General features: G+C 65.7%; 14 protein-coding genes. 9 read left to right on the top strand and 5 right to left on the bottom strand.

Going from position 1 to position 16,510, the window contains the following annotated elements:
- Positions 1-94 precede the first annotated feature (94 nt).
- The gene (locus tag HNQ66_RS15785) at positions 95-1,534 is read right to left on the bottom strand and encodes a glutamine synthetase family protein (protein ID WP_184145131.1); all 1,440 of its coding nucleotides are present in this window, start codon (positions 1,532-1,534) and stop codon (positions 95-97) included.
- 167 nt (positions 1,535-1,701) lie between these two features.
- Between HNQ66_RS15785 and HNQ66_RS15780 the strand changes: the two genes are divergently transcribed.
- The 3 genes from HNQ66_RS15780 to HNQ66_RS15770 all read left to right on the top strand — a co-directional run bounded on the left by HNQ66_RS15780 (position 1,702) and on the right by HNQ66_RS15770 (position 5,931).
- Positions 1,702-2,883 carry an aminoacetone oxidase family FAD-binding enzyme gene (locus HNQ66_RS15780; RefSeq protein ID WP_184145130.1) on the top strand — a complete coding sequence of 394 codons (1,182 nt, stop codon included), beginning with the start codon at positions 1,702-1,704 and terminating at the stop codon, positions 2,881-2,883.
- Between the two features lie 149 nt (positions 2,884-3,032).
- A complete protein-coding gene (locus HNQ66_RS15775) occupies positions 3,033-3,170 on the top strand; it encodes a hypothetical protein (protein WP_184145129.1) in 138 nt (45 codons plus the stop codon).
- Positions 3,171-3,408: 238 nt separating this feature from the next.
- A complete protein-coding gene (locus tag HNQ66_RS15770) occupies positions 3,409-5,931 on the top strand; it encodes a methyl-accepting chemotaxis protein (RefSeq protein WP_184145128.1) in 2,523 nt (840 codons plus the stop codon).
- Positions 5,932-5,979: 48 nt separating this feature from the next.
- Here the strand turns inward: HNQ66_RS15770 and HNQ66_RS15765 are convergent, their stop codons facing one another.
- Positions 5,980-6,129 (bottom strand): hypothetical protein, encoded by a 150-nt coding sequence (locus tag HNQ66_RS15765; protein ID WP_184145127.1) that lies wholly within the window; start codon positions 6,127-6,129, stop codon positions 5,980-5,982.
- A gap of 145 nt (positions 6,130-6,274) precedes the next feature.
- On the opposite strand from HNQ66_RS15765, the gene HNQ66_RS15760 reads away from it, so the two are divergent.
- Complete coding sequence (locus tag HNQ66_RS15760) at positions 6,275-7,147, top strand: LysR family transcriptional regulator (RefSeq protein WP_184145126.1); 873 nt, start codon at positions 6,275-6,277, stop codon at positions 7,145-7,147.
- Between the two features lie 54 nt (positions 7,148-7,201).
- Here HNQ66_RS15760 and HNQ66_RS15755 read toward each other — a convergent pair whose 3' ends face one another.
- Positions 7,202-7,441, bottom strand: a complete 240-nt coding sequence (locus HNQ66_RS15755) for an SMc00767 family acetate metabolism repressor (protein WP_023516665.1) — start codon at positions 7,439-7,441, stop codon at positions 7,202-7,204.
- A 46-nt stretch (positions 7,442-7,487) separates the two neighbouring features.
- Entirely contained in the window at positions 7,488-8,777 is a 1,290-nt protein-coding gene (gene aceA / locus HNQ66_RS15750) for an isocitrate lyase (RefSeq protein ID WP_184145125.1), read from the bottom strand.
- A gap of 219 nt (positions 8,778-8,996) precedes the next feature.
- On the opposite strand from aceA, the gene HNQ66_RS15745 reads away from it, so the two are divergent.
- From HNQ66_RS15745 to HNQ66_RS15725, 5 genes are all read left to right on the top strand, one after another.
- Positions 8,997-10,412, top strand: coding sequence for a helix-turn-helix domain-containing protein (locus HNQ66_RS15745; RefSeq protein WP_184145124.1), 1,416 nt, complete (start codon positions 8,997-8,999; stop codon positions 10,410-10,412).
- 182 nt (positions 10,413-10,594) lie between these two features.
- Complete coding sequence (locus HNQ66_RS15740) at positions 10,595-11,689, top strand: polyamine ABC transporter substrate-binding protein (RefSeq protein WP_184145123.1); 1,095 nt, start codon at positions 10,595-10,597, stop codon at positions 11,687-11,689.
- Positions 11,690-11,775: 86 nt separating this feature from the next.
- Entirely contained in the window at positions 11,776-12,918 is a 1,143-nt protein-coding gene (locus tag HNQ66_RS15735; protein ID WP_184145122.1) for an ABC transporter ATP-binding protein, read from the top strand.
- Between the two features lie 4 nt (positions 12,919-12,922).
- The gene (locus HNQ66_RS15730) at positions 12,923-13,834 is read left to right on the top strand and encodes an ABC transporter permease subunit (protein WP_184145121.1); all 912 of its coding nucleotides are present in this window, start codon (positions 12,923-12,925) and stop codon (positions 13,832-13,834) included.
- A 4-nt stretch (positions 13,835-13,838) separates the two neighbouring features.
- On the top strand, positions 13,839-14,657 hold the full coding sequence (locus HNQ66_RS15725; RefSeq protein WP_184145120.1) for an ABC transporter permease: 819 nt from the start codon (positions 13,839-13,841) through the stop codon (positions 14,655-14,657).
- Here HNQ66_RS15725 and HNQ66_RS15720 read toward each other — a convergent pair whose 3' ends face one another.
- A complete protein-coding gene (locus HNQ66_RS15720) occupies positions 14,658-16,496 on the bottom strand; it encodes an AsmA family protein (protein ID WP_184145119.1) in 1,839 nt (612 codons plus the stop codon).
- Positions 16,497-16,510 lie beyond the last annotated feature (14 nt).

The raw sequence follows: 16,510 nt of genomic DNA, 5'->3' as shown, positions 1-16,510 counted from the left end.
ACATACTCTTCTTCAAGAGAGGATGCGGCGGCGCGCCGGGGCGCCGGCCGCTTTCAGGTCCGATCCCGACGGGCGGCCCGGACCGCCGGCCCGCTCAAACGTTGAGCAGCAGGAACTCGCGTTCCCAGGGGCTGATCACCTGCATGAAGGTCTCGAACTCGCCGCGCTTGACGCCGGCATAAAGGCCGATGAACTCCGCGCTCAGCACCTCGGCCAGCGCGGGATCGGATTCGAGCAGCGACACGGCTTCCAGGAGGCCGCGCGGCAGCTCGATCGATCCCTCGTTGGCGGTGTCCTCCGTCGGCGCGGTCGGCTCGATCCCGTTCATGATGCCGAGGAGGCCGCAGCCGAGCGAGGCGGCGAGCGCGAGATACGGATTGGCATCCGAGCCCGGCAGGCGGTTCTCGATGCGGCGCGCGGCGGCGTCCGACACCGGCACGCGGAAGGCCGTCGTGCGGTTGTCGTAGCCCCAGGCATTGTTCACGGGCGCCGACATGTCCGGCGTCAGGCGCCGATAGGAATTCACGTAGGGCGCCATCATCACCAGCGTCTTCGGCACATAGGCCTGCATGCCGCCGATGAAATGGAAGAATTCCTTCGAGGCCGAGCCGTCCGGATTGGAGAAGACGTTCTTGCCCGTCTCGATCTCCACCACCGACTGGTGGATGTGCATGGCCGAGCCGGCCTGTCCCTGCATGGGCTTGGCCATGAAGGTGGCATAGATGCCGTGCTTCAGCGCTGCCTCGCGGATCGTGCGCTTGAACAGGAACACCTGGTCGGCCAGCTCGATCGGGTCGCCGTGGCGAAGGTTGATCTCGAGCTGCGCCGGTCCCTCCTCGTGGATCAGGGTGTCGATCTCGAGCCCCTGCTTTTCGGAGAAGTGGTAGATGTCGTCGATCAGCTCGTCGAACTCGTTGATGCCGGCGATGGAATAGCCCTGTCCGCCCTGGATGGCGCGGCCGGAGCGGCCCTTCGGCGGATGCAGGGGATAGTCCGGGTCGTCGTTCACGGCGACGAGGTAGAATTCGATCTCGGGCGCCACGGCCGGCTTCCAGCCGCGGTCGCGGTAGAGCTGCACCACGTTCTTGAGCACGTTGCGCGGCGTATAGGGCACGCTCTCGCCGGTCGAGCCGACGATGTCGCAGATGACCTGTGCGGTCGGGTCGGTCTCCCACGGCACGACGGAGAGCGTGGAAAGGTCCGGCAGGAGCTTCAGGTCGCTGTCGCGCGGCTCATAGCGGAAATTGCCGGTCTCCTCCGGATAGTCGCCGGAAATCGTGTGGCGGTAGAGCGCGGACGGCAGGGCGAGCGAGGTGTTCGAGGTGAACTTCGACGACGGCATCATCTTGCCGCGCGGCACGCCGGCAAGGTCGGGCGTGATGCATTCGATATCCTCGATGCCGCGGGCGCGAAGCCAGTCTGCGGCGTCCTTCCAGGTCTTTACCCCGCGCGGCACGCTGATGGCGGGAGGGATTTTGGCGGAGCGTGCGGCTTTCTCTATGGTGGGGGCAACGACTTTCTTTTTGGACGGCATGACACACCGGGTTTGGTTGAAGATGAACCATCATAGACGGAGTTGAGCCCTTGGCTAGCTCCCCCCCGGGGGTAGAAAACGCGATTTTTCAGGAATTTGTGCGCCAGGCGCCGGTTGACTTTCTTTTCCGATGGCCGAAAGGAAGGCGGCAAACGGGGATCGGATACGTGGCGGAACGGCGGGACGTCGTCATCATCGGGGCAGGCGCGGCGGGCATGATGTGCGCCATCGCGGCAGGCAGGCGCGGCCGCCGCGTGCTCGTCCTCGACCACGCCCGCGCGCCCGGCGAGAAGATCCGCATTTCCGGCGGCGGGCGCTGCAACTTCACCAATATCCATGCCGGGCCGAAGAACTTCCTCTCGGCCAATCCGCATTTCGCCAAGTCCGCGCTCGCCCGCTATACCCCGCGCGATTTCCTCGACCTCGTCGAGCGCCACCGCATTCCCTGGCACGAGAAGACGCTGGGCCAGCTCTTCTGCGACAATTCGGCGAAGGACATCATCGCCATGCTGCTCGCCGAGATGAAGGCGGCAGGCGCGGAATTGCGCCTTTCGACGCCCGTCGCCTCCGTCGAGCACGACGGCCACGCCTTCCGCGTCGTCACGGAGCATGGTGCGGTGGAGGCCGCGTCGCTGGTCATCGCCACCGGCGGCAAGTCGATCCCGAAGATGGGCGCGACCGGCTTTGCCTATCGCATCGCCGAGCAGTTCGCCCTGCCGGTGACGGAAACCCGTGCCGGCCTCGTGCCGCTGACGCTCGACCCGGCGACGCTCGCCGCCCATGAGGGCCTGCCGGGCGTTTCGGTGGACGTCGTCGCCCGGCACGGCAGGACGGAATTCCGCGAGGCGGCGCTCTTCACCCATCGCGGCCTCAGCGGCCCCGCCATCCTGCAGATCTCCTCCTATTGGCGCGAGGGCGAGGAGATCGCGCTGCATATCCGCCCGGACGTCGACTTCGCCGCCGTCATCGCCGCGGCCCGCAAGGAAAACGGCCGGCAGGCCGTGCAGACGGTACTGGCCGACCACATGCCGAAGAAGCTGGCGCAGCTTCTCGTCACCGAGCTCGGCATCGACGGGCCGCTTGCCGAACAGCCGGGCCGGCGCATCGAGGCGCTGGTGCAGAAGCTGCGCGACTGGCGCTTCCGCCCGCCGGGTTCGGAAGGCTATCGCACGGCGGAAGTCACGCTCGGCGGCGTCGATACGGCCGCGCTCGATTCCCGCAGCATGGCGGCAAAGGCGGTGTCGGGCCTTTATTTCATCGGCGAGGCGGTGGATGTGACGGGCTGGCTCGGCGGCTACAATTTCCAATGGGCCTGGGCCTCCGGCCATGCGGCCGGCGAGGACGCCTGAAAGCGCGGGGTCCCTCTTTACCGTCCTTTAAGACCTCGGGGCGGATGCTCCCCTCATGTCGGCATTTCCGCCGCGGGGCGGAGACAACATGATGTAGGCCGGCTGACCGGATCACCGGGTTGCCCCGATCGTGTAAGGAGTATCGCCGCATGCCTGCAAGCCGTCGTCCCGCCCGCGCCATCGCCGTTGCCGCCGCCGCGGAAAACCGCCGCCGCCTTATCGCCCTTGCCGCCAACTGCACGCTTGCCGCGAGCCTCCTTGCGCTGCTCGCCGTTCTGGCGCTCTGAGGCGTTCCATTGTCATAAATCGGTTTAAACGGTGAGGGAATTTTAAAGATTGCCGCCGATGATCCGCCGATAGGGTTCCGGATGCCGCGTCCCCATGAGGGTTGACGACGCGGCAGGCAATGATTGCTCCCCCGGATACGCGGCATTGCGGCCGCATGATGTCGGTAATCCGGCGTCCGCATCCTGGGGAGGCCCGCAACGGGCAGGGGTGGAGAGCGCCGACAACGGATAGTCCATCATGTTCATCGACAGGATTCTCGCGCGCTTCAAGATCCAGACCAAGGTTCTGGTGTTCATCCTGCCCTTCGTGCTCAGCATCTGCGCCGTGGGCTTCACCGGGCTTTACGCCTCCGGCCTCCTGCAGGGCCGAATGGAGATTTCCAACAGCGTCCTCCAGTCGCTCAACGGCTTCAAGGACGTCTATGCGGGCATGAACCGCTTCCTGCAGAACACCAGCGAGGAAAGCCGCGACGCCGTGCACGGCCAGTTGAAGGCGCAGGTCGCCGTCCTCCAGTCCACCATGGACGGCCTTGCCCCCGACGCAGACAAGTCCAAGCTGATGGACGCCCAGACCCAGACCAAGGGCATCGAGGCGCGCATGGACGGGCTCTGGTCGCTCTACGTCAACGAGGCCAGCCTGCACGCGGCGATGGGCAAGACCCTGACGGCCCTCGGCGCCGAGCAGGTCAAGGTCCTCGATGAGGCGACCAAGCTCCAGCGCGAGGTGCGGCAGAACGAGAATTCCGCAAAGAGCATGCTGCGCGAGGCCGAACGCCTGACCAATGCCAGCAAGTTCTTCTCCGAGCTGCTGACCGACTTCAGCCGCGGCGCGACGCCGGACGACCAGCTCAAGGTCGCCAAGGAACGCTATCCGCTCATCTCGAAGACCGAGCGCTCCATCTCGTCGATCCTGCCGAAGAGCCAGAAGGTCATCTCGATTACCATCCGCAACACGATCGACGAGATGGGCGGCTTCCTGTCCTCCACCGATCCGGCTTCCGTCACCGTGCCGGAAATCGCCCGGCGGGTGAACCGCTTCCGCCAGGTCGCCATCCAGCTCCAGAGCGCGGCCGCCCAGAAGATGCGCGATGCCACCCGCATCTTCAGCGAGCTCGACGCGCCGATCATCAAGTCCGAGGCGATCCTCGGCTCCACGCGCAAGCTGGTGTCCTCCATCGACGAGATCAAGGTCGCCGCCGCGCGCTTCCTCGGCCAGACATCGGCGGAGAACCGCACCAAGCTGCTCGGCTACGTCTCGATGCTCGGCATCGACATGAACGGCCTGCGCGGCAGCGCCAGCGGCCTGCCGTTCTTCGACAAGCTGGACGAGACGCTGAAGCCGATGCTCGAGCGGATCGACGCCGACAGCGCCTCGCTGGTCGAGATCAGCACGCAGCGCGCCGCCGATTTCGAGGCCGCCGGCCAGTCCATCGACACGATCTGGAACCTTCTCAGCCAGTTCGCCGAAGAGCAGAAGACGAGCGCCGGCACCGAGCGCGAAAAGGCCAACCAGGTCTCCGTCTTCGCCACCGTCGCCGGTGCCGCCATCGCCGTCCTCGCCGGCATCGCGCTGGTGCTGACGCTGAAGGGCCCGATCGGCCAGATCACCGGCGCCATGCGCCGCCTGGCCGACGGCTTCCTCGACACCGGCATTTCCGGCGAAGGCCGCGCCGACGAGATCGGCGACATGGCAAGGGCGCTCGGCGTCTTCAAGGAGAACGCCCTGTCGAAGATCCGCATCGAGGCCGAAAGCGAGCAGCAGCGCGCCGCCGCCGAAGCCGAACGCGCCCGCAACGACGCGGAGAAGCAGAGCCTCGACCAGCAGATCGACTTCGCCGTCAATGCGCTTGCCGCCGGCCTCGGCCGCCTTGCGCAGGGCGACCTGTCGCGCCAGATCGAGACGCCCTTCACCGGCCGCCTCGAACAACTCCGCCAGGACTTCAACGTCTCGCTCGTGCGCCTTCAGGACACGATGGGCCAGATCCGCACCAACGCGCTGTCGATCCAGCGCAGCGGCGCGGATATGCTGCAATCGGCCGATGCGCTTTCCAAGCGCACCGAATCGCAGGCCTCCTCGCTCGAGGAGACGGCCGCCGCGGTCGAGGAGATCACCGCGACCGTCCGCTCCTCCGCCGAGCGGGCGCATGAGGCGAACCTCGTCGTCGGCACGACCAAGCGCAGCGCCGACAGCTCCGCCGACGTCGTCAACAACGCGATCGCCGCCATGGGCCGCATCGAGGGTGCCTCGCGCCAGATCGAGCAGATCATCGAGGTGATCGACGATATCGCCTTCCAGACCAACCTGCTCGCGCTCAACGCCGGCATCGAGGCCGCCCGCGCCGGCGAGGCGGGCAAGGGCTTTGCCGTCGTCGCGCAGGAAGTGCGCGAGCTTGCCCAGCGTTCGGCAAGCGCCGCCCGCGAGATCAAGGGCCTCATCGAGAAGTCGACGAGCGAGGTCAGCGCCGGCGCGCATCTGGTGCAGGAGACGGGCGCGGTGCTTGCCTCCATCAGCCAGCAGATCGTCACCGTCAGCCAGCATGTGGACATGATGGCGACGGCAAGCCGCGACCAGGCGGCAGCGCTCCAGGAAGTCAACGGCTCCGTCAACCAGATGGACCAGATGACCCAGCAGAACGCCTCGATGGTCGACCTGACGACGGCCGCGAGCCGCAAGCTCGCCGGTGACGCCGACACGCTGATGATGCTGGTCGAGCAGTTCCGCCTGGACGCCGACGAACAGTCGATGCACCGCGCGGCCTGACAGACGCTTTCGAACCGAAGAGAGGCCCGGCAGCGATGCCGGGCCTTTTCATTTCTGCGCGCGCAAGGCGCCGAACAGGCGGCGGAGCCGGGCGGCGAGCGACGGCTTGCGGGAGAGATGGTCGAATTCCCGCGGGCGGCGTTGGCGGTTCTTCTGCGAAAGCTCGAAGAGCATGGCAAGGGCGAACATGTCCTGCATGTCTGTCTCCTTCAAGGACGCGGCAAGCCGGGGCGCGGTGTGGCGCGAAGGCTGGAGCCGGCATCGGTCGTTTGGGTTTGCGGGAAAAGACTATCGTTCAAATCCGGGTTCACGAACGGCGAAATCCGGACTATGTTTTTCATTGATGAAAGACATGTCTTGGGAAAGCTACCGCATCTTCCTGGAAGTCGCCCGCCATGGCGGGCTCACCGGCGCCGCCGAGGCCTCGGGCCTCAGCCCGGCGACCGTCGGGCGGCGCGTGCTGCATCTGGAGGAGGCGATTGGCCGGCCGCTCTTCCTGCGCAGCCAGACGGGCTACCGGCTGACGGCGGAAGGGCAGGCCCTGTTCGACCGGCTGCTCGGCATGGAGGCCGTCGCGCGCGGCGTCGAAAGCTGGCGGCAGGAGGGGCAGGGGACGACCACCGTGCGGCTGATGGCCGGCACCTGGGTCACCTGGCTCGTCTGCGAGAACATCGCGGCCGTCTGCACGGAGCGCGATCCGTTCCGGCTCGATCTCTCCGTCTCCGAGCGCCGGGCGACGCTTGCCCATCGCGAAGTGGATATCGGCGTGCGCGCCGTCGAGCCGACGGAACCGGGCCTCATCAGCCGCCATGCCGGTGAGGTGGCCTATGCGGCCTATCGGCGCCGCAATACCGGTGAGGCGCTTGCCGGCCGCTGGCTCGCGGTATCGTCGGAAGATGCGGTCTCGGCCTATCTGCGCTGGCCGCAGGAGCAGGCGGCGGGTGCGATCGCCGTCACGGTCACCCGCCCGCGCTCGCTGCTCGATCTTGCGCGTGCCGGGGCGGGGCAGGCCGTGCTGCCCTGCTTCGTCGGCGATCTCGATCCGGGACTGGAGCGGGCGGGCGAGGAGATCCGCGGCCTGCGCCACCATCAATGGATCGTCGCCAACGGCGAGGACCGGCACCGGCGCGACATCCGCACGGTTTCCGACAGGCTGTTCCGGCTGCTGAAAAGCCATGCCGATCTCTTTGCCGGCAGGCGGCCGAGCCGGACGTGAAAATCCCCGGCGCAGGGAACGCCGGGGATTCCGACTTGACTGGAGATTGCGCCGTCAGCCGCGGCCCTGCGTCACGATCACGGGGATCAGCAGGTCGCCCCAGTTGCCCTCTCCGCCGTGGTGGCGGGCGGAGCGGACGAGCTCGACCGAGACGCCGGCCTCCACCGCCTTCATGACGGACTGGTTGAGGCGGTGCAGGTCGTTGGCGACCATGCGGATCATGGCCTGCTGGTCGGGGGTCATGGCGGAGGCCTGTTCCTCCGCCCGTTCCTTGACGCGGGTCTGGACTGTCATGGCATTTCTCCTCTTTTGAGCGGGGTTCTTGAAGGTCCTGGGCGGATTATTCTGCGGCCGGGCGGAACTGCTCGTGCTCGGTCGATTCGTGCATGGCGGTGGTCGAGGACTGGCCGCCGGTGATGGCCATGGAGACGGCGTCGAAATAGCCGGTGCCGACCTCGCGCTGGTGCTTCGTCGCGGTGTAGCCGTTGATCTCGGCGGCGAACTCGGCCTCCTGCAACTCGGAATAGGCGGCCATCTGGCGGTCCTTGTAGCCGCGGGCGAGCTCGAACATGCCATAGTTCAACTGGTGGAAGCCGGCGAGCGTGATGAACTGGAACTTATAGCCCATCGCACCCAGCTCCCGCTGGAACTTTGCGATCGTCGCGTCGTCGAGGTTCTTCTTCCAGTTGAACGAGGGCGAGCAATTGTAGGCGAGCAGCTTGCCGGGATGGGCCTTGTGCACGGCCTCGGCGAATTTGCGCGCCTGTTCGAGGTCCGGCTTGCCGGTCTCCATCCAGATGAGGTCGCAGTGCGGCGCATAGGAGATGGCGCGGGCAATGCAGGGCTCGATGCCGTTCCGGACCTGATAGAAGCCCTCGACCGTGCGGCCCCTCTCCTTGTCGACGAAAGGCTGGTCGCGCTCGTCGATGTCGGAGGTGAGAAGCTTTGCAGCCTCGGCATCCGTGCGGGCGACGATCAGCGTCGGAACGCCCATGACGTCGGCGGCAAGGCGCGCGGCGTCGAGGTTGCGGATATGGGCGGCGGTCGGGATCAGGACCTTGCCGCCGAGATGGCCGCACTTCTTCTCCGACGCGAGCTGGTCCTCGAAATGGACGCCGGCGGCGCCCGCCTCGATGAAGGCCTTCATGATCTCGAAGGCGTTGAGCGGGCCGCCGAAGCCGGCTTCCGCGTCGGCGACGATCGGTGCGAACCAGGTGTCGACCGAAAGGCCGTTGCCTTCCGCCGTCTCGATCTGGTCGGCGCGCTGGAGCGTGCGGTTGATGCGCTTGGCAAGCTCCGGCGCGGCGTTCGCCGGATAGAGCGACTGGTCGGGATACATGGCCGAGGCCGTGTTGGCGTCGGCGGCGACCTGCCAGCCCGAGAGATAGATCGCCTTCAGGCCGGCGCGGACCATCTGCATGGCCTGGTTGCCCGAGAGCGCGCCGAGCGCGTTGACGAAATCCTCCTCATGGATCAGCTTCCACAGCCGGTTCGCGCCGTTCTCCGCCAGCGTGTGGCGGATCTGGACCGAGCCGCGCAGCTTCTCGACGGTCTCGGCCGTATAGGGGCGCTCGATGCCGTCGAAACGGCCCTTCGGTGCGCCGGGAACGAGGTTGTAAAAATCGGTCATGATATCCTCCGCTGCGATGTCTCGGGATCGGAACAGGCTCGTTTGGCTGCCCGATTTCATGTGACAGTATTTACATCGCAGCGCACAATAATGCGACGGGAAACCGGAAAACCAGCGGGATAATCGAGTAACGATGTCTTGCCTTTGACAAGTCGGCTCTGTAAAAAAGTAAATATTGTAAAATTGACAGTCCTGCCGGTGCCGTAAAGGATTTGACAGATGGCGGAGAACAAGATCTTTGCCGGCCCGAAGGTCCGGCGCATCCGCAATGCGCTCGGCCTCACCCAGACGGCGATGGCCGAGGGCCTGTCGATCTCGCCGTCCTATCTCAACCTCATCGAGCGCAACCAGCGCCCGCTGACCGTGCAGCTCCTGCTGCGCCTTGCCTCCGTCTACAAGGTCGATCTCGACGACCTGCAGGGCGAGAGCGCCGGCCATGCGCGCCAGCTCCGCGAGGTCTTCGCCGATCCGCTGCTTGCCGGCGAGCTGCCGGGCGATCACGAACTGGTGGAGATTGCCGATGCCGCGCCGAACGTGGCGAGCGGCATCGTCAAGCTCTACCGCGCCTATCGCGAACAGGCCGCGCGCCTCACCGACCTTGCCGATCTCCTCGCTCGCGAGGGCCATGCGACGACGCTATCGGGTACGCTGCTGCCGATGGACGAGGTGCGCGACAAGCTGGAAAGCCGCCCTAACTATTTCGCGGCCATCGACGAGGCGGCGGAGCGTTTTTACGCCGCGCTCTCGCCCGGCGACGAGCTTGCCGGCGCCCTGAAGGGGTGGCTGCGCAAGGAGCACGGCGTCGTCGTGCGCCTGCTGCCGGTCCACACGATGCCGACCCTGCGCCGCCGCTTCGACCGGCACTCCATGCGCCTCTTCCTGTCGGAGCGGCTGTCGCCCTTCGATCAGCTGCGCGAGGTCGCCATGGAGACAGTGCAGCTTGCCCTCCAGGAGGAGATTTTCGCCGAGCTCGACCGCCTCGCCTTCTCGACGGCGGAGGCGAAGCGCATCGCCCGCTTCGAGCTGGCGCGCTATGCCGCCCATGCGCTGATGATGCCCTACGAGGCGTTCCATGCGGCGGCGCAGCGGGCGCGCTACGATATCGACGTGCTGCGCGCACGTTTCGGCGTCTCCTACGAGCAGGCGGCGAACCGGCTCACCATGCTCCAGCGGCCGGGCAGGGCGGGCGTGCCTTTCTTCATGCTGGAGACGGACAATGCCGGCAACCGCTTCCGCCGGGCGGGCGCACAAGGGTTTCCGCAGGCGCGCTTCGGCGGCGGCTGTCCGAAGCTCGGCGTCCATGCCGCCTTCTCCCAGCCCGGCCAGATTCTCGTCGACCGCGTGGAGATGCCGGACGGGGCCGCTTTCCTCACGGTCTCGCGCACGCTGGAAGGCCCGCAGGGCACCTTTGCCGAGCGGGTGCGCCGCACGGCCCTGCTCGTCGGCTGCGATGCGACCCATGCCGAGGAGACGGTCTATGGCGAGGCGGTGCGCCGCGAAGGGGCGGTGGCGGTGGGGGCGGCCTGCCGGCTCTGCGAGCGGCAGGGCTGTCTTGCAAGGGCCGAGCCGCCCGTCACGCGGCCCCTCGGGCTCGACGAAATGGTCGCCGGCCTCAGCCTTTTCGACTTCCAGTGAATTTCCGCTTGCTTTCCGCCGAGGATAGGGTTTCAAATATGATAGGAATGGGAACAATGTGATATCAAAATTCACCTTACGTTGCGTCGAATGCCGCTTGTCGCCTCTTGAAAAAACTCCATAATCGGCGACTGTTCTTCAAGCCAACGTATAGGCCCGCAAAAAAACTGGGAGATAAATCAATGATAAGACGTACTCTTTTGGCGACTGCCGCCTTTTGTGCATTTCTGGGTGCCGGCGCGGCCTTTGCCGAAGACAAGGTCGTGAACGTCTACAACTGGTCGGACTATATCGATAGCTCGATCATCGACGATTTCACCAAGGAGACCGGGATCAAGGTCGTCTACGACGTCTACGATTCCAACGAGATCCTGGAAACGAAGCTGCTCGCCGGCGGCACGGGCTACGACGTCGTCGTGCCGACAAACACCTTCCTCCAGCGCCAGATCGCCGCGGGCGTCTACCAGAAGCTCGACAAGTCCAAGCTGCCGAACATCAAGAACATGTGGGACATGGTGGCCGAGCGCATGCAGCCGTTCGACCCGGGCAACGAATATTCGATCAACTACATGTGGGGCACGATCGGAATCGGCTTCAACAAGGCCAAGGTCAAGGAAGCCCTCGGCACGGACCAGATCGATAGCTGGAGCGTGCTGCTCGACCCGGCCAATGCCGAAAAGCTGAAGGATTGCGGCATCAACATGCTGGATTCGCCGACCGACATCATTCCGGTCGTGCTCGCCTATCTCGGCCTCAACCCCGACAGCCATGAGCCGGACGACATCGCCAAGGCCGAGGAGGCGCTCCTGAAGGTGCGGCCCTTCGTGCGCAAGTTCCACTCGTCCGAATTCATCAACGGCCTTGCCAACGGCGATATCTGCATCGCCATCGGCTGGTCTGGCGATATCTTCCAGGCGCGCGACCGTGCCGAGGAAGCCAATAACGGCGTCGAGCTCGGCTATTCCATCCCCAAGGAAGGCACGCAGATGTGGTTCGACCAGATGGCGATCCCGGCCGACGCGCCGCATGTGGAGGAGGCCCATGCCTTCCTCAACTACATCATGCGCCCGGAAGTCATCGCCAAGTCGACGGAATACGTCCACTACGCCAACGGCAACAAGGCTTCGCAGGCCCTCCTGCCGCCGGATATCATCAACGATCCGACGATCTATCCGGACGAGGCGACGCTGAAGAAGCTCTTCACCAACACGACGCTGGATGCCAAGACGCAGCGTCTGTTCACCCGGACCTGGACCAGGGTCGTGACCGGCCAGTAATCGGTCAGGAGGAATTGCCCGGAAAGATATTTCCGGGCAATTTCGTTTCGACCGACTGCCAAGATCATAAAGTTTGGGGACAGGCCATGAAATCTCTCGGCAATATCCGTCGTTCCTTTGCGCCGTGGACGGATCCGGATGCAAAACCGTTCATCAGCTTCCGCAACGTCACCAAGAAGTTCGGCGATTTCACTGCCGTCGACGACCTCACCCTCGACATCTACCACCGCGAATTCTTCGCCCTGCTCGGCGCGTCGGGCTGCGGCAAGTCCACGCTGCTGCGCATGCTGGCCGGCTTCGAGCGGCCGACCGCCGGCGAGATCATCCTCGACGGCCAGGACATCGCCGGCATCCCGCCCTACAAGCGGCCGGTCAACATGATGTTCCAGTCCTATGCGCTCTTCCCGCACATGAGCGTGGAGAGCAATATCGGCTTCGGCCTTCGCCAGGACGGCATGCCGAAAGCCGAGATCGCCGCGCGCGTCGCCCAGATGCTCAAGCTCGTCAAGCTGGAGCAGTTCGCCAAGCGCAAGCCGCACCAGCTTTCCGGCGGCCAGCGCCAGCGCGTGGCGCTCGCCCGCTCGCTCGCCAAGCGCCCCAAGGTGCTGCTGCTCGACGAACCCCTCGGCGCGCTCGACAAGAAGCTGCGCGAGGAGACCCAGTTCGAGCTGATGGACCTGCAGCAGGAACTCGGCCTCACCTTCGTCGTCGTCACCCACGACCAGGAGGAGGCGATGACTATGGCCGACCGCATCGCCGTCATGAGCCACGGCAAGGTCATCCAGGTGGCGACCCCTGCGGAAATCTACGAGGCGCCGAATTCCCGCTTCGTCGCGGACTTCATCGGCGACGTCAACATCCTCGACGGCAAGGTCTCGGCAAGCGGCAACGGCCGCATCGAGCTTGCCACGAACGAGGGCTTCACCGTCCGCACCGCCGCTGCCAACGCGCCCGCGACGGGCAGCGCCGCGGGCTTCGCCATCCGCCCCGAAAAGCTGAAGGTGACGCGCGCCGCCCCGGCGGACGCCTCCGTCAACGCGGCACAGGGCGAGATCTGGGACATCGGCTATCTCGGCGACATGACCGTCTTCCACGTCAAGCTCGACAGCGGCAAGGTGGTCAAGGCTTCCATGCTCAACGCCCAGCGCGAGGTGGAGGATCCGGTGGCCTATGACGAAAGGGTCTGGGTCTCCTTCGGCGAGACCGCCGGCGTCGTGTTGAAGGATTGAGCACATGAACAAGCTCGGCTCCGCCGTCTTCAGCCGCCTTGTCATCATCATTCCCTATGCCTGGCTGCTTTTCTTCTTCCTCATCCCCTTCTTCATCGTCTTCCGCATCTCGCTCTCGACGACCGCCATCGCCCAGCCGCCCTATACGCCGGTCTTCGCGCTGTCGGACGGCCTTTCCGGCCTGTGGGCGAAGATCGGGCAGTTCCATTTCGACAATTTCGTCTGGCTGACCGAGGATGCGCTCTATTTCAACGCCTATATATCGAGCGTGTGGATCGCCGCGCTCTCGACGTTCATCACGCTCCTGATCGGCTATCCGATCGCCTACGGCATGGCGCAGGCGCCGCGCTCGCTGCGACCGACGCTGCTGATGCTCGTCATCCTGCCGTTCTGGACGAGCTTCCTCATCCGCGTCTATGCCTGGATCGCCATCCTGAAACCCGAGGGGCTGCTCAACCAGTTCCTCATCGGCATCGGCGTCATCCACGATCCGCTGATCATCATGAACACCAACTGGGCGATCTATATCGGCATCGTCTATTCGTACCTGCCCTTCATGGTGCTGCCGCTCTACTCGGCGCTGGAGAAGATGGACAACACGCTGATCGAGGCGGCGCAGGACCTCGGCTGCCCGCAGATCACCGCCTTCTGGAAGGTGACGTTCCCGCTTTCCATTCCCGGCATCGTCGCGGGCTGCATGCTCGTCTTCATCCCGGCCGTCGGCGAGTTCGTCATCCCCGACCTTCTCGGCGGGTCGCAGACGCTGATGATCGGCAAGACGCTGTGGACGGAATTCAACGCCAACCGCGATTGGCCGGTCTCCGCCGCTGTCGCCACCATCCTGCTCCTTATCCTGGTCGTGCCCATCGTGTTCTTCCAGAATGCGCAGGCCAAGGCCGAAGAGCAGGGGAGGTAAGCCGATGAACAGCTGGTCGCGTTTCAACATCGTCTCGGTCGTCCTCGGCTTCACCTTCCTCTACCTGCCGATCGTCCTTCTGGTGATCTTCTCCTTCAACGAGTCCAAGCTCGTCACGGTCTGGGCGGGCTTCTCGTTCAAATGGTACGTCTCGCTCTTCCATAACCAGGGCCTGATGGATGCCGCCTGGGTGACGGTCCGCGTGGGGTTGCTCGCCGCGAGCATCGCCACCGTCCTCGGCACGATGGCGGCGCTCGCGCTGACGCGCTACACGCGTTTCCGCGGCCGGCTGCTCTTTTCCGGCATGGTCTATGCGCCGCTCGTCATGCCGGAGGTCATCACCGGCCTCTCTCTGCTCCTGCTCTTCGTCGCCATCGGCTTCGACCGCGGCTTCTGGACGGTGACGCTGGCGCATATCACCTTCTCGATGTGCTTCGTGACGGTGGTGGTGCAGTCGCGCCTGCTCTCCTTCGACCGCTCGATCGAGGAAGCGGCGCTGGATCTCGGGGCGACGCCGGTGAGGACCTTCTTCGAGGTGACGCTGCCGGTCATCGCGCCGGCCGTCCTTTCCGGCTGGATGCTGGCGCTGACGCTCTCGCTCGACGACCTCGTGATCGCCAGCTTCACCTCTGGCCCCGGCGCCACCACGCTGCCGATGAAGATCTACAGCCAGGTGCGCCTCGGCGTGACGCCGGAGATCAACGCGGCCTGCACCATCCTCATCGGCCTCGTCGCCATCGGCGTGGTCATCGCCTCGGTCATGACGAAGCGGCGCGAGATCCAGCGCCAGCGCGACGAACAGGCCGCGTTCGCCGGACGATGATCAATCCTGCCGGCGGGGGTCCTCGCCGGTGAGGATGGAGATCGGCGAGATCACCGGGTCCGGCCAGGAGCCGCCGGCGAAGAAGCTGATGGGGGGATTGGCGGGCGCCGTCCCGTCCGCCGTCCGTTCGGCAAGGCGGCCGGCCAGCGCCACGCTGCCCGTGCGATAGGGGATCATGCCCGAAAGGGCGAGCAGCCTGCCGCTTCCTTCGATTTCCGCCTTGACCAGTTCGGCAAGCCCGCGGTTCAGCCGCGCGTCGACCTCCGCCCGCGTGAAGTCGAAGGAGCCGTCGGCGGCCTCGGAGATATTGAAGAAGGTGTTCTTCGCCGCCCGCTCCTCGAAGGCCTTGCGGTTGAAATGGGTGAGCGTGCCCTGGCCCATACGGAGCTGGAAGCGGCCCGACATGTCGGAGGCCGTCGTCGCCCAGAGCGGCCGGTCGGTGGAAAGCTCGAAATCCGCCGAGCCGATGCCGGTGGGAAGCGGCCCGGGCAGGCCGAGTGTGCTGACGATAGCGCCGATATCCACATTGCCGAGCGACATCTGCAACTGGCCGCCGCCGCGGAAACCCTGCTCGGCCAGCGTGATGCGCCCCGTCATGCGCCCCTCAAGGAAGGTGCTGTCGCCGATGTCGAAGGAGGCGCGGCCGTTCTCGATGCGCATGCCGGCGGCAAGGTCCTGAAGGGAGAAGGGCGAAAAGTCGGCCGTCTTGGCGGAAAGCCGGAGATCCATGCCGAACTGGTGGATGAAGGCCGTATCGATCGTCGGTGCATTCGGATCGGTGCCGGGAAGCGGCGAGAAGGCCGTCAGGAAGGCGCGCAGGTCGATCCGGTCGAAGGCGAGCGTTCCGCCGAGCTGCGGCACGCCCTCCGGCGGCATGGCGATGTCGAGGACGCCGGTCGCCTGCGCATTGTCGAGCGTAAGCTGGACGTCCTCCAGCTTGGCGGAATAGCCCGACGTCGCGACCTTCGCTTCCAGCGCGACCTGCCCCACAGTGCCGACCGCCGGAATATCCTTGCCCTGCCAGACGAGGAGACGGGCGAGCGAGGGCGTCGCAAGCTGCAGCGCGCCGGAAACGAAGGCATTGTCGGAAAGGTTGGCGACCCCCTCGAAATTCATCGTCGCGGGATCGGCGGTGAGGCCGGCATGCACGTCCGCGTTCCGCCCGGCAAGCAGGAGGAGGGGTTTGTCGCAGGCGAAGGTCACGCGCGTCAACTCGCCGTTGACGACGCCGGAAAGCGAAAGTGCGAGCCGCCGGCCGAGGGTCGGCCATGTGATGCTGCCGTCGATGTCGGTGACGCGATGCCGGCTGCCGTCTGCGCGCGTGATGTCGACGATCCCGTCGCGCAGGTCGATCGTGCCGATGCGCTGGTCGGGCAGGGCGGCGGCGGGCTGACCCTCGGCCGCCTTGGCGGTGGCGTCGATCGCCTCGATCAGCCAGCCGCTGTGGCGCCAGTTGAGGGTGCCGTCCGCCTTCCAGCCGATATGCACCACCGGCCGCGCGAGCTCGAAATCGCTGAAGGCCGGCTGGCCGCGCATGGCGCCGAGGAGATCGAAGTTCGCCGAAACGGCCTCGACCTTCGCCAGCTCCTCGCCCTCTTCGGTCACGAAGCTGACGCGGCCGAGCGTCACGCGCGGATAGGGCCAGAAGGAGAATTCCGCCGGCTCGCCGACATGTACGTTCGCGCCCGTCCAGTCCTCCAGCGCCTGCTCGATGCCGCGCTGCACCGCCTCCGTCTGCACGAGGAAGGGAAAGGCGATGCGCAGGCCGGCGACAACGAGAAGCACGGCAAGGGCCGTCCGCCACAGGCGCTTCGATCGTAGGAAACGGGAAAGGCTCATTCAGGCGCAGTTCC

It is taken from the genome of Shinella fusca (genome assembly GCF_014203155.1).
In the GTDB taxonomy this organism is placed as follows: Bacteria; Pseudomonadota; Alphaproteobacteria; order Rhizobiales; family Rhizobiaceae; genus Shinella; species Shinella fusca.
This window is presented reverse-complemented; position numbering and strand designations above follow the sequence as displayed.

Bases quoted from the DNA above. Each gene is read 5' to 3' on its own strand.
- HNQ66_RS15785 (WP_184145131.1), bottom strand. From the start codon at position 1,534: ATGCCGTCCAAAAAGAAAGTCGTTGCCCCCACCATAGAGAAAGCCGCA.
- HNQ66_RS15775 (WP_184145129.1), top strand. From the start codon at position 3,033: ATGCCTGCAAGCCGTCGTCCCGCCCGCGCCATCGCCGTTGCCGCCGCC.
- HNQ66_RS15770 (WP_184145128.1), top strand. From the start codon at position 3,409: ATGTTCATCGACAGGATTCTCGCGCGCTTCAAGATCCAGACCAAGGTT.
- HNQ66_RS15765 (WP_184145127.1), bottom strand. From the start codon at position 6,129: ATGCAGGACATGTTCGCCCTTGCCATGCTCTTCGAGCTTTCGCAGAAG.
- HNQ66_RS15760 (WP_184145126.1), top strand. From the start codon at position 6,275: ATGAAAGACATGTCTTGGGAAAGCTACCGCATCTTCCTGGAAGTCGCC.
- HNQ66_RS15755 (WP_023516665.1), bottom strand. From the start codon at position 7,441: ATGACAGTCCAGACCCGCGTCAAGGAACGGGCGGAGGAACAGGCCTCC.
- aceA (WP_184145125.1), bottom strand. From the start codon at position 8,777: ATGACCGATTTTTACAACCTCGTTCCCGGCGCACCGAAGGGCCGTTTC.
- HNQ66_RS15745 (WP_184145124.1), top strand. From the start codon at position 8,997: ATGGCGGAGAACAAGATCTTTGCCGGCCCGAAGGTCCGGCGCATCCGC.
- HNQ66_RS15740 (WP_184145123.1), top strand. From the start codon at position 10,595: ATGATAAGACGTACTCTTTTGGCGACTGCCGCCTTTTGTGCATTTCTG.
- HNQ66_RS15735 (WP_184145122.1), top strand. From the start codon at position 11,776: ATGAAATCTCTCGGCAATATCCGTCGTTCCTTTGCGCCGTGGACGGAT.
- HNQ66_RS15730 (WP_184145121.1), top strand. From the start codon at position 12,923: ATGAACAAGCTCGGCTCCGCCGTCTTCAGCCGCCTTGTCATCATCATT.
- HNQ66_RS15725 (WP_184145120.1), top strand. From the start codon at position 13,839: ATGAACAGCTGGTCGCGTTTCAACATCGTCTCGGTCGTCCTCGGCTTC.
- HNQ66_RS15720 (WP_184145119.1), bottom strand. From the start codon at position 16,496: ATGAGCCTTTCCCGTTTCCTACGATCGAAGCGCCTGTGGCGGACGGCC.